The following is a 12273-nucleotide window of genomic DNA, read 5'->3' as shown; positions in this document are numbered from 1 at the left end:
TCGGCCCCGGAGAGCACCTGCTCCACTGGTGACCGCGCCGCGGCCGCGGCGCCGCGCGGCTCCCCGGGAACGACGACGCCCGCCGCCCCGGCAGGTGCCGGGACGACGGGCGTCGAGGTGGTGCGGAAGCTCAGAGAGCGCGGATGTTCGTCGCCTGCAGGCCCTTGGGGCCCTGCTCGACGTCGAACTCCACGCGCTGGTTCTCCTCGAGGTCACGACGGCCGGTGCCGACGATCGCGGAGAAGTGCGCGAACACATCAGCGGAGCCGTCCTCGGGGGCGATGAAGCCGTAGCCCTTGTCGGAGTTGAACCAGTTGACGATGCCAGTAGCCATGGCGGTATTTCCTTCGTTGTCGTGAGTCACGGTCCGTGACCCGTAGATCCGTGACGGCGGCGCCGTCGCGGATGGGAGCATCCCAGGAGCACGGCGACCGGTGTGGTCGTCGTGGCGGGTTGCAGGGGCGGCCACGGGGGCCGCCTGAGCCGCGGCCGACGACGTGACGTCGCCGATGCGGCCGTTCTGGGGCCCGGAGGCCGTGGGTTCCCCTCCGGCGAGCGCGGCGACGAGGGCGTCGGCATCGGCTCGCAGCGGGGAGGGGGCGGAGCGCTCGGCGGGGACTGCGAGCGACCGGGGATGGTGCGGAGAGGAGTTCGTGGGCAGTGCGGAGGAGGTGATGGAGTCCCTGTCTCGTCGGTGATGCGCGACCGTCGTCGGTCGCCCCCGAGGGAGGCATCCTGCGCCGTGCACGCCAAGACTACGTCATCGGCGGGGCCGCGGGGGCCCGGGTGTGATCCAGGAGACCCCGCCATCGGCCCGGGGCCCCGCCCTCATGTCTCCCACCGCACCTGCTCGGCCCGCTTGTCCGGGCGCCATCCGCGCCACACCGGATGGCGCGGCCGGCCGTCCTCGGTGCGTTCGGCATCTTGCACCTCCCCCACCAGGTCGGCGCGGACCCATTCCGCATCGCGCCGGTCCGCGGAGGGGACGTCGTCGACCGGTGGGGTCTTCCGGGCGCGGGAGCGGAGCCGGCCCGCGATCTCCTCGAGGTCGCGGGCGGAGAACCCGGTGCCCACACGGCCGGCGTAGTGCAGATCCCCGCTCGGGTCGGGCACGGCGACCAGGAGGGAGCCGATCGTCCCGGACCGCTCCCCCTTGCCGTGGCGCCACCCGATCACCACGACCTCCTGGTGACGGGCGTTCTTCAGCTTGATCCAGGCGCGTGTGCGCTTGCCCGGCCGGTACACGCCGCCTTCCGTCTTCGCCATCACCCCTTCGAGCTGGAGCTCCTTCGACAGTGCGATCGCCTGGTCCACGTCGCCGTGGTCGGCGTGAGGAAGCTGGACGTGGTCGGTGGCGTGCACCGCCTCGAACAGCCCCTCGCGCCGTCGCTGGTAGGGGGTGCGCAGCAGCGATTCACCGCCGCGCACGAGCAGGTCGAAGAGCATGACGTGGACCTCGACGTCCTTCCGGGCCCGCTCGACGTCGCGCTCCCGGGTGAGGCCGAGCCGCCGCTGGAGCCGGGAGAAGGAGGGCCGGTCACGGCCGTCGAGGGCCACGATCTCCCCGTCGAGCACGGTCTCCCCCGCCTCCCGCAGGTGCGGCGCCACGGCGTCGACGAGCTCGGACAGCTCGGGGAACGTGACGGTGAGGTCCTTGCCGCCGCGGCTGGTCAGACGGACCCGGTCGCCCACGACGGTCGCGATGACACGCACCCCGTCCCACTTCATCTCGAAGGCCCACTCGTCCTGCTCGCGGATGTCCTCCCGGCTCCCGAGGGTGGCGAGCATCGGAGCGATCGGCTCGCCCATCTCGACGTCCTCCGACGTCACCGTGGGGGCGGGGCCGGGTCCCTCTGCGCCGTCGGCCTCGGGCTGGTCCTTCATCAGGTGCAGCAACCAGTTCGCCTCGGCCTTCTCCTGCGCCGCCTCGGAGCGGCGCGATCCGCCCATGCCGCCGGTGTGGAGGAGGGCGAAGCGTCGGGGCACGCCGCCGAGCCCGCCGTCGGGCCGTCCGTGGCAGACCACGATCACCTCGCGCCCCTCGCGCCACTTCTCGATCTCGATCGTGCCGGTGTCCCAGAGGGTGACGTCGCCGCCGCCGTACTCGTCCTTCGGGATGGTGCCCTCGAAGGTGCCGTATTCGAGCGGGTGGTCCTCGGTCTGCACGGCCAGGCGGTTGACGCCCGTCTCGAGCGGCGGCCCCTTGGGCACCGCCCAGGAGACCAGCACGCCCTCGTGCTGGAGGCGGAAGTCCCAGTGCAGACGGCTGGCGTGATGCTCCTGGACGACGAACATCGGCTCCGCGTCCTCGAGCGCCTCCTGCGCGGCGGCGGCGCCGACGTCGGGGGCGGGGACGGGCTCGGGCGTGCGCTCGGGGTCGCGCTTCGAGCGGTACACCTCGAGCCGGTCTCGGGCTCGCCCGGCCGGCGCGGCGCCGCCCGCCTCGTCCTGCCCGAGGGGCGCGAGGGGGTCGATCCCTCCCTCGACCCGTTCGAGCACCTCGTCCATCTCGAGGTGTGCGAGCGCGGGGTTCTCGATCTCCTCCCAAGTGCGCGGGGCGGCGACGGTGGGCCGCAGGCGTCCGCGCAGGGAGTAGGGGCAGACCGTCGTCTTCTTGCCGTTGTTCTGCGACCAGTCCACGAGGACCTTGCCGGTGCGCTTCGAACGGGACTGGGTGCTGATCACCTCCTCGGGGTGGTCGGTCTCGAGAGCTCGGGCGAGCTCGTGGGCGACCTGGTCGACCTCCTCGGAGCTCGCGCGCCGTCCAGCGGCGCGTAGAGGTGGATGCCCTTGGAGCCGGAGGTCACCGGGAAGCTCTCGAGGCCCATGTCGGTGAGGATCTCACGGCACCAGGCCGCTACACGCGCGCACTCCGCCAGCCCGGTCCCCTCGCCGGGGTCGAGGTCCAGGACCATCCGGTCGGGACGTGCGGGCTCGAGGTCCGCGTCGAAGCGCCACTGGGGCGTGTGGACCTCGAGCGCGGCGAGCTGGGCGAGCCAGACGAGGACGGCCGCCTCGTCCACGAGCGGGTAGGTGGAGACGCCGTCGCTGTGCTCGATGTCGGCGCGGGGGATCCAGTCCGGGGCGTGGTCCTCGAGGTCCTTGCGGAAGAACACCTTGCCCGGCGACTCGGCGGTGCCCACCCCGTCCACCCAGCGCTTGCGCGTCGCCGGGCGACGCGTCGCCTGCGGGACCATCACCGGGGCGATGCGGTGGTAGTAGTCGATCACCTCGCCCTTCGTGGTGCCCGTGGCCGGGTAGAGGACCTTGTCGAGGTTCGACAGCCTCAGCCGGCGCCCGTCGATCTCCACCTGCTGCTCTCGAGTGGCCATGTCCCCACTGTGCCCCCGCTCACCGGATCCGTCACGCGCCGGGCCGCGGCGCCGACCGATCGTTCCTGGCGGCGCGCCGCGCCCCGTGGTGTCATGGGGCATGCGTGCGATATGGAGCGGTGAGATCACCTTCGGACTCGTGAACGTGCCGGTGAAGCTCTACGGGGCGACACGTTCGCACGACATCTCCTTCCACCAGGTGCACGACGACGACCACGGGCGGATCCGCTACGAGCGGCGCTGCGAGGTGTGCGGGCGGGAGATCGACTACGAGCACATCGACAAGGCATACGAGGACGGCGACAAGACGGTCGTGCTCTCCGACGAGGAGCTCGATGCCCTCCCGGCGGAGGAGAACGACGAGATCGACGTGGTCCAGTTCGTGCCCTCGGACCAGGTGGACCCGATCCTGCTGGGCACCTCGTACTTCCTCGAGCCCGTCGGCCGCTCCTCAAAGGCCTACGTTCTGCTGCGGAGGACCCTCGAGGAGACCGAGCGCACCGCGATCGTCACCTTCACGCCGCGGACGAAGACGCGCCTGGGCGTGCTCCGGGTGCACGAGGACCTGCTGGCCCTGCAGACCCTGCGCTGGCCGACCGATCTCAAGGACGTCGACTTCGGGCCCTCGAGGTCGAAGGTCTCCGCGAAGGAGATGGAGATGTCCGCCGCGCTGGTCGAGCAGTTCAGCGACGACTTCCATCCCGAGCAGTTCACCGACGAGTACCAGGCGGAGCCGCGCCGGATGCTCGAGGCGAAGCTGGAGGAAGGCGACACGGTCGACACCGACGCGACCTTCGGGAAACAGAGCTCCGGGGAGGACTCGGAAGAGGGCGGCAAGGTCATCAGCCTCATGGACGCCCTCGAGCGCGGCGTGCGGAGGCGCCGCGGCGGCGACACAGGAGCGAGCGACAACGAGACGTCGCGCGCCACCAAGAAATCCGGCGGCACCAAGAAGTCGGGCGGCACTAAGAAATCCGGAGGCGCGAAGAAGTCCGGCGAAGAATAAATCCGGCACCAAGAAGTCCAGCAACAAGAAATCCAACAGCACCAAGAAGTCCGGTACCTCCAAGAGATCAGGCGCTTCGAAGAAGTCCGCGTGAGGCCGCGCGGTGACCGGTAAGAGCGCCACGTCGGCACCCGAGGGCCGCGCCTCGCGGGCATCGTCCGCCGATGAGCACGGCTGAGTGACCGCGTGGGACGCGGTGGAACGGTTCAGCCGAGCACGGCACCATGGGGACGATCAGTGTTCCTGCCCCCCGAGGAGTTCCCATGACCGTCGTCGTCACCGCCGTGTTCCAGCCCAAGCCCGGGAAGCAGAAGGAGCTCGCCGAGGCCATGCGCCGCGGCATCGAGGCCGTCCACACCGAGAAGGGTCGCGAGCTCTACGCGATCCACGACGCCGAGGACGGCACCGTGACGATGATCGAGAAGTGGACGACGGCGGAGGACCTCGACGTCCACGGCGACAGCGACCAGGTGAAGATCCTCCGCGCCGACATCGCCGACCTCATCGAGGGCCCCGCGACCGTCACCCGCATGACCCCGATCCCCGCGGGGACGGAGTCGCAGGGCGCCCTCTGAGCACCTCCGAGCGCACGAGCCCCGGGGCGGAGCGGGACAGCACGCCCTGGGGCTCCATCGCGCGCAACGTCGCGCTCGTCGCAGCGTCGCTGGCGATGGTGTGGCTCGCGCTGAACGTGCGCCTGCCCTCGCTGGACGAGCCGCGGGCGGACATCGACGACTTCGGCGCCTGGGCACCGCTGGCCTTCATCGGCCTCTACGCCCTGGTGGCGCTGACCCCGATCCCCGTGACGATCATGGCGGTCGCCGGCGGGATGCTGTTCGGCCTGGGTCCCGGCACGCTCCTGTCGATGATCGGGGTGACAGCCGGTCGCCTCGGCGCGTACTGGCTCGCCCGTGCCCTGGGCCGCGAGACGGTGATGCGGGCGCTCGGCTCGCACCGGGGAGTCGTCGAGGAGCGCCTCGAGGGCGGCGGGTTCTACGCGGTATGCACGCCGCGCGGCTGATGCCCGGGATCCCCTACTGGCCGGTGAACTACGGCGGCGGCGCCCTGGGGATCCCGAGCCGTGAGTTCCTGCTGGCGACGGCGCTGGCCAGCTTGCCAGGCCAGGTCTCCCTCATCGCGGTCGGCGCCTTCCTCGCCTCCCCGGACGTCGCCGCACGGCGGCGTGGTGGCGGTCTCCTGGCTGGTCGTGATCGTGCTGACGGTGCTCTCCTACCGGCGCTGGCGCGCCACCCGCACTGCGGACGGGGCGGCGGGGACGGCCGGGGCGACCGACGACGCATGAGCCCCGCTCACCTCGCTCGACGTCGGGTCCGAGGGCGCGCCGGGGCCCCGTCCGGGTCTGGACTGCGGGGCACCCCGACGGAGCAGGCCCACGGTTCCACGAGAGGGCACGGCACCGACCGGCCGCAGCGAGCCGCCCGGCCCGCGCGTCAGTACCGATCCGGACGCCGCCACCGCGGAGATCACCGGGCTCCAGCCGTCCCACCCCCTGTACGCCGAGGTGCGCGAGCGGATCGCGTCCCCGGTATATTCGCGTCACACGGACTGAGCACCCCGCCCGAGCCGTCCCCGACTTCTCGCCCGCGACCCACGGCCGCGGGACCACTCGATCGAAAGGCATCCACCATGGCAGAGCGCACCGTCACGATCGCCAGCGCTTCCGGGCTCCACGCCCGCCCCGCCGGCATCTTCGCCCAGGCCGCCGCGCAGCGCCTCGCCACCGTGACCATCGAGAAGGCCGGCGGCGGCGCCGTGCAGGCCTCGAGCATGCTGATGCTCATGACCCTCGGTGCCGGCCACGGCGACGAGGTGACCCTCCGCGCCGAGGGCGAGGGGGCCGAGGAGTCGGTCAACGCTCTCGCGGACCTGCTCGAGAAGGACCTCGACGCCGAGGAGTGAGCGAGAGCCTCACCCGATGCAGAAGGGCGCCCCACCAGCTGGTGGGGCGCCCTTCTCGCGTCGGGACCGGTCAGCCTCTCACAGCCCCAGCTCGCCCAGGATCGGCAGGTTCGCGCGGACCAGGCTCACCGCGTCCTCGGAGGTGCGGGCCGCGAGCGCCTTCGCGGCGAGGTCCTTGGCCTGCTCGAGGGTGACGGTCGAGAGCACCTTCGCGACGGCGGGCAGGGAGCGCGGGGTCATCGACAGCGAGTTCACGCCGAGGCCGACGAGCACCACCGCGAGTCCGGGATCGCCCGCCGCCTCGCCGCACACGCCGACGGGCTTGTTCGCGCTCTCCCCGAACGCCTCGGGGTCGCCGCCGGCCGCGCGGGCGCCGTCGCAGGTGGCCTTCACCAGCGCGAGCACGGCGGGTCGCCAGGGCGAGTTCAGGTGCGCGAGGGAGCCGAGCTGGCGGTCGGCGGCCATCGTGTACTGGGTGAGGTCGTTGGTGCCGATCGAGGCGAAGTCGGACTCGGCGAGGTGGCGGTCGGCGGTGATCGCGGCCGAGGGGGTCTCGACCATGATCCCGGCCGGCTCGAGGCCGCGCTCGCGGCACAGGCCCACGAAGTCCTCGGTCTCGTCGACGGTCGCGATCATCGGCGCCATCACCCAGGGCTTCGCCTCGGTGCTCTTCGCCGCGGCGGCGATCGCGTCGAGCTGGTTGGTCAGCACCGAGCGCTTCTCCCAGGAGGTGCGATAGGCGCGCACGCCGAGGGCGGGATTGGGCTCGTCGGCGTCGGTGAGGAAGGGCAGGGGCTTGTCGGCGCCCGCGTCGATCGTGCGCACCACGACCTTCTTGCCCGGGAAGTGCGCGAACGTCTCCGCGTAGGCGGCGGTCTGCTCCTCCACGCCGGGCTCGTCCTCGCGGTCCAGGAACAGGAACTCGGTGCGGAACAGGCCCACGCCGTCGGCGTGGGCGGCGGCCGCCTTCTCGGCGTCCTTGGCGCCGCCGATGTTGGCCAGCAGGCCTGCACGCGGGTCCCGTCGGCGAGGACCCCTCCCCCGCCCTCGTAGGTCAGGGGGTTGCGCTGCAGCTCGGCCCACGCCTGGGAGAGGCGCTGGTGCTCCTCGGTGACCTCGTCGGTGATGGTGCCGAAGCCGGCGTCGATGAACACCTCGGTGCCGTCGGAGAACTCGTGGATCCCCTTCGCGGCGACGATCGCGGGCAGGCCCAGCTGGCGGGCGAGGATCGCGGTGTGCGACTGGGGGCCGCCGTCGGAGGTGACCAGGGCGAGCACCCGAGCGGGGTCGAGGGTGGCGGTGTCGGCGGGGGCGAGGTCGATGGCGGTGAGCACGAACGGCTCGTCGACCTCGGGGATGCCGGGGGCCTGCTCGCCGCGCGCTCGGCGACGATGCGGGCGCGGACGTCGCGCACGTCGGTGGCGCGCTCGGCCATGTACCCGCCGAGGTTCTCGAGCATGGAGGCGACCTGGTCGCCGGCCTCCCACACCGCCCGTTCGGGCGTCTTTCCGCCGGAGAGGACGAGCCCCTGGGCGGTCTGCGTGAGGGAGGGGTCTGCGGCCATCTGCGCGGTCGCCTCGAGGATCTTCTTCCCATCGCCGTTCGCGCGCTCGGCGAGGCGGGCGAGAGTGGCCTGCACGGCGGCGGCCGCGGCGGGGATCCGCTCGGACTCGGCCTGCGCATCGGCACCCTCAAGCAGGGTCGCATCCGCCGCGGGCTCGGCGACCGGCGGGGCCATCGTGCGGATGGTGCCGATCACCCGTCCGGGGCTGACTGCCACACCTGTGTACTGCACCATCGTCGTCATCTCCTCGATCCGGCCGGATGCTCCTGGTTGGCGCACATGCTACGCGGCGCGACCTCGCCGCGGACCTCCGGAGGTCCTCGGTGGTGGGAGGGGCCGGCTCAGTTCGCGGAGTCGGGAGACTGCGGAGAATCCGCGGACACGGGGCTGGGGGCCGACGGGACGGAGGCCGGGCTCGGTGCGGACTGGGCCGACGGGGCGGATTGGGCCGAGGGCGCGCTCGGAGCCGACGGCGCCGACGCCGGGGTGGGCGCGGACTGCGCAGAGGGCGCGGACTGCGCGCTCTGGGCGCTGGGCGCCGACGGGGCCGACTGCGCGGACGGGGCGGGCTGGGCCGACTGCACGTCGGCGGCCTCCGCGGGAGCAGGCGCCGGCGACGCCGCGCTGGCCGCACTCACCGCCGTCGGCGCGCTCACCGCCGTCACGGCGCTGACCTCGCCACCAGCGGTCCCCGCGCTCTGCATCGTCTCCGTCGCCGGCGGCGCGCGGCGGCGGGCTCGACCGGGCTCGACGCCGGCGGAGCGGAGGCCATGGAGGCCTGCGCGGCGCCGTCGGCCGGCGCGCACGACCGCGTCCTCGACGGTGCGCGGGGCGCTCTCGCCGCCGCCGACCATCGCATAGGCCACGCCCGGGATCAGCACGGCCGCGGTGGTGCCGGCCGCCACGGTCCAGATCGTCGTCTTCGCACGCATCGTGATCACTCCTTCGTCGTCCCGGTCGCCCGGGTCCTCTTCTCGGTGACCACAGAGAACACGGGTCCGATGAGAGACGCCCCAGACGGTGATGAGGCGCCTCTCATGCGACGGCCGACCACCGCCGACGGCCTCGGCGTTGACCCCTCCGCGGCGCACCGCTAGCGTCCGCCGCAGCACGCGATGCCGCCGCACCCCTCAGGAGCCCCCGTGATCCGGTCCCGATCTGCACGCTCCGGCACCCCGCTGGGCTGGGAGCATCTGCCCGCCCCGGACCTGCGCGGCAGGACCGTCGTCATGACCGGCGCGAGCGACGGGCTGGGCCGCGAGGCCGCGCTGCAGCTGGCGCTCTGGGGCGCCGATCTCGTGCTCGCGGTGCGCGCCGGGCCAAGGGCGAGATCGTCCGCTCCCGCATCACGGCGGAGACGGGGCGACCCGGGGCGGTGCGCGTGGTCGACCTGGACCTCGACGATCTCTCCTCCGTCCGCGCGGTCGCCGAGGCCATCGGCCGCGAGACCGCCGGGACCGGGATCGACCTGCTGATCCACGTGGCGGGCCTGGTCACCCGCCGGCGAGAGGAGACGGCCGACGGCTTCGAGCGGATGCTCGGCGTCAACGCCCTCGCGCCGCTGCTGCTGACGGATCTGCCGCTCCCCTCGGTGCGGGAGCGGGTCGTGGTGGTGGCCTCCCACGCCCACACCTTCGGACGCATCGACCTCACCGATCCGCACTTCCGCCGCGGCGGGTGGTCGCTGCGCGCCGCCTACGGCCGCTCGAAGCTCGTGACGATGCTGTGGGGGCTCGACCTCGCCGAGCATCTGACTGCGTCGGGCTCCCCGGTGGACCTCCAGCTGGTCCACCCCGGCTGGGTGCTGACGAACCTGCAGAACGCGACCGGCTCCGACCGGCTGGACGCCCTGGTGACCGCCACGTCCCGTCCGCTGGCGATGACGGCGCAGGAGGGCGCGGCCTCGGTGCTCGCTCGCGGCGACGCGCCCGCTCCCGCCCGGCTCCTACCTCGGCCCCGACGGTCCCGGCGCGCCGCACGGACGGCCGTCCTTCCTGCGTCGCTCCCCCACGGCGCTCGACCGCGACGTGGCCCGGGAGGTCGCCGCATGGGCGCGTGCGGAGGTCGACGGCCTCGGCGGATGACCGCGCATGACACGGGCCCTCGACGTGCGGGGCAAGAGGGAGCAGACTGCGAGCGTCCCGTCCGAGACCTGCAGGAGGCTCCCATGACCGCATCCGCCCCCGAGGACTTCATCGCCTTCCGCGACCGTCGCGACCGCGGCCTCGCCGCGCCGCACGGGATCCTCTCCCAGGTGGGACTGCACTGGATCGACCCGGCCGACGGGGCGCGCGAGATCGAGGGCGTGCCCGGCACCTGGAAGCGCGAGGGCGACGTGCTCGAGGCGGAGTGGGAGGGCGAGGCGCTCGAGCCGCTGGCGGACGCCCCCGAGGCGCTCGTCGAGCACCATGGTGAGCACACCCGCGTCACCGTCGGCGCGGCCGCCGACGTGCGCCTGGCCCGCTTCGGCGAGGACGTGCAGATCGACGTGATCCGCCGCGGCGACCGGATCGGGCCGCGCCTGCTGGACCCGTCGGCCCCGCGACGCACCGCCTTCGAGGGCGTGCCGACCTTCGAGCACGACCCGGACGCGGTGCTGACCGGCACCTTCGTCCCGCGCCCGACGGAGATCACGGTCGGTTCGGTCCTGCCCTGGCTCACCTCGGAGATCCCCTCCCCCGGCGTCGCGCGCTTCACGATCGACGGCCAGGACGTGGAGCTCGTCGTGACCGGCCGCTCGACCCTCGTGTTCACCGACGAGACCTCCGGCGCGGAGAGCGCGGACTGGCGTCAGGTGGAGGCGCGGATCGACGGGGACCGCATCGAGGTGGACCTGAACCGGGCGCTGAACTTCCCCTCGGCCTTCAGCACCTCGGCGACCTGCCCCCGCCCGCCGGAGGGCAACCACCTGCCGGTCCCGGTCCGCGCCGGCGAGCGCCGCGTGGAGCCGACGGACCGCTGAGCGCGCAGGTCAGTGCAGGGCCCACGGGTCCTGCCGACCCTGCATCCGCGCGTTCGCCGCGGCGATCCAGCGGAGGTGCGCCTCGATGGCGGCGAGGGTGGGGCGGCGCGGTGCATTCCCGGCTCGGACGGTGTCGAATGGGTTCTCCCCGCGGTACAGCATCATGCGATCCGTGGTCGCGAGCGCGGTGATGCGCCGTCCGGCGGGCTCGCGCGCGACGACGACCGCGGCGCCCGTGGTCCAGTAGGAGCCGCTCTGCTCGATCACGGCGACCTGCTCCCACGGGATCCGATGGGTGCGCACGTAGTGGACGATCGTGATCCCCTCGTCGTCGACGAGGAACTGGAACCTGGTGCCCACGAACCAGACCAGGCCGATGAAGAGCGCGAGGGACAGGCACAGCAGGAACCCGAGCACTCCGGCGACGGACTCGGCGGTGAGCGAGCAGGACGCCGCCGCCCAGCACGAGGAGGGAGACGGGCACGAAGACCACGCCGAGCGCGGCCCGGACCCACCAGACCCGCATCGCGCGATACCTGACCTCGGCCACGTTCCCCCTTCACCACGACGTCGCCCGCCCCCGCGGGACACGGCCCCGGCGACGGACGCCGCAGGCCCAGTTCAGCGGAGGGTGCGGGATTCGAACCCGCGGTACAGGGTCACTGCACAATGGTTTTCAAGACCATCTCATTCGGCCGCTCTGACAACCCTCCCGGTGCTCGGAGGCACCCGCGGAAGTCTACCGTCCGGCCGAACCGCGCCCCGCCCGCTCAGCGCGTCTGGGTGCGGCGCACCAGCAGCGCCAGACCCCGGCGGAGGCCGCGCCGATCACGGCGATCACGGCCATCCACGGCCCCCAGCCCATCGTGAGCACTTCCAGCAGGCCGCCGCCGAACCCGTCGAGCAGGATGATCCCGGCCAGCGCCGCCACCGCGAGCACGGCGAGCACCGCTCCGGTGATCCACAGGAACGGTTGACCGAAACGCAGGTAGGCGGCGGTGATCGCCGCCCCCAGGAACAGCACGCCGAGGATCAGCAGGAAGGTCTGGATCAGGGTCTGCCAGGCGGGTCCGGTGCCGGTGTAGAAGACGTCGAAGAAGCGGATCTGCAGTCCGAAGCCGCCGGTGGCGACCTCGATGATCTTGCCGATCGTGATGACCACGGAGTAGACGACCGCGTTGGCGAGGAAGACGAGGCTCACCCCGGTCGCGAACTCCCGTCGGGTCAGGCCGAGGCCGAGTGCGAGCGGGAAGTACTGGCCCATCGAGGTGAAGCCGTAGCCGATCATGGGCCCGAGCAGGGCGAAGATCGCGCCGTTCCAGGTCATGCCCTCATACATGCCGGCCCGGATCTCCGGCCCCTGGTCGCCGATGATGGCGCCGATGGCGAGGACCAGCAGGAGGGAGATGGCGCCCATGATGGGTCGCCATCCGAATGCCTGCATGCGGTTGACGACGTGCATGTCGATGACGCTGCGATATCGCATGGG

General features: G+C 72.6%; 10 protein-coding genes, 1 tRNA gene and 2 pseudogenes. 6 read left to right on the top strand and 7 right to left on the bottom strand.

The features are described 5' to 3' along the window. Positions 1 to 130: 130 nt before the first annotated feature. Together WKH84_RS18385 and WKH84_RS18380 are read right to left on the bottom strand one after the other, a co-directional pair. Positions 131 to 334: a cold-shock protein gene (locus WKH84_RS18385; RefSeq protein ID WP_010550042.1), complete on the bottom strand. Its 204-nt coding sequence runs from the start codon at positions 332 to 334 to the stop codon at positions 131 to 133. Positions 335 to 828: 494 nt separating this feature from the next. Further along, a pseudogene (locus WKH84_RS18380) lies at positions 829 to 3332 on the bottom strand (ATP-dependent DNA ligase). Between the two features lie 139 nt (positions 3333 to 3471). Here WKH84_RS18380 and WKH84_RS18375 point away from each other — a divergent pair. From WKH84_RS18375 to WKH84_RS18360, 4 genes are all read left to right on the top strand, one after another. Continuing rightward, positions 3472 to 4338: a Ku protein gene (locus WKH84_RS18375; RefSeq protein ID WP_341854689.1), complete on the top strand. Its 867-nt coding sequence runs from the start codon at positions 3472 to 3474 to the stop codon at positions 4336 to 4338. Positions 4339 to 4601: 263 nt separating this feature from the next. Continuing rightward, complete coding sequence (locus WKH84_RS18370; protein WP_341854688.1) at positions 4602 to 4913, top strand: antibiotic biosynthesis monooxygenase; 312 nt, start codon at positions 4602 to 4604, stop codon at positions 4911 to 4913. A 95-nt stretch (positions 4914 to 5008) separates the two neighbouring features. Then, positions 5009 to 5359 (top strand): VTT domain-containing protein, encoded by a 351-nt coding sequence (locus WKH84_RS18365; protein WP_341854687.1) that lies wholly within the window; start codon positions 5009 to 5011, stop codon positions 5357 to 5359. 626 nt (positions 5360 to 5985) lie between these two features. Continuing rightward, positions 5986 to 6258: an HPr family phosphocarrier protein gene (locus WKH84_RS18360; protein WP_341854686.1), complete on the top strand. Its 273-nt coding sequence runs from the start codon at positions 5986 to 5988 to the stop codon at positions 6256 to 6258. 78 nt (positions 6259 to 6336) lie between these two features. On the opposite strand, the pseudogene ptsP reads toward WKH84_RS18360, so the two are convergent. Further along, a pseudogene (gene ptsP / locus WKH84_RS18355) lies at positions 6337 to 8056 on the bottom strand (phosphoenolpyruvate--protein phosphotransferase). Positions 8057 to 8163: 107 nt separating this feature from the next. Next, positions 8164 to 8754, bottom strand: a complete 591-nt coding sequence (locus WKH84_RS18350; protein WP_341854685.1) for a hypothetical protein — start codon at positions 8752 to 8754, stop codon at positions 8164 to 8166. Between the two features lie 210 nt (positions 8755 to 8964). On the opposite strand from WKH84_RS18350, the gene WKH84_RS18345 reads away from it, so the two are divergent. Continuing rightward, on the top strand, positions 8965 to 9297 hold the full coding sequence (locus WKH84_RS18345; protein WP_341854684.1) for a hypothetical protein: 333 nt from the start codon (positions 8965 to 8967) through the stop codon (positions 9295 to 9297). Further along, positions 9204 to 10784 carry a DUF1684 domain-containing protein gene (locus WKH84_RS18340; protein WP_341854683.1) on the top strand — a complete coding sequence of 527 codons (1581 nt, stop codon included), beginning with the start codon at positions 9204 to 9206 and terminating at the stop codon, positions 10782 to 10784. The genes WKH84_RS18345 and WKH84_RS18340 overlap by 94 nt, the downstream gene beginning before the upstream one ends. Before the next feature lie 9 nt (positions 10785 to 10793). On the opposite strand, the gene WKH84_RS18335 is transcribed toward WKH84_RS18340, so the two are convergent. The 3 genes from WKH84_RS18335 to WKH84_RS18325 all read right to left on the bottom strand — a co-directional run bounded on the left by WKH84_RS18335 (position 10794) and on the right by WKH84_RS18325 (position 12270). Continuing rightward, positions 10794 to 11201 carry a PH domain-containing protein gene (locus tag WKH84_RS18335; RefSeq protein ID WP_341854682.1) on the bottom strand — a complete coding sequence of 136 codons (408 nt, stop codon included), beginning with the start codon at positions 11199 to 11201 and terminating at the stop codon, positions 10794 to 10796. A 208-nt stretch (positions 11202 to 11409) separates the two neighbouring features. After that, positions 11410 to 11497, bottom strand: a tRNA-Ser gene (locus tag WKH84_RS18330). 26 nt (positions 11498 to 11523) lie between these two features. Then, positions 11524 to 12270, bottom strand: coding sequence for a hypothetical protein (locus tag WKH84_RS18325; protein WP_341854681.1), 747 nt, complete (start codon positions 12268 to 12270; stop codon positions 11524 to 11526). Between the last annotated feature and the right edge of the window lie 3 nt (positions 12271 to 12273).

This window comes from Brachybacterium sp. GPGPB12 (genome assembly GCF_038396325.1).
GTDB classification, from domain to species: Bacteria; Actinomycetota; Actinomycetes; order Actinomycetales; family Dermabacteraceae; genus Brachybacterium; species Brachybacterium conglomeratum.
This window is presented reverse-complemented; position numbering and strand designations above follow the sequence as displayed.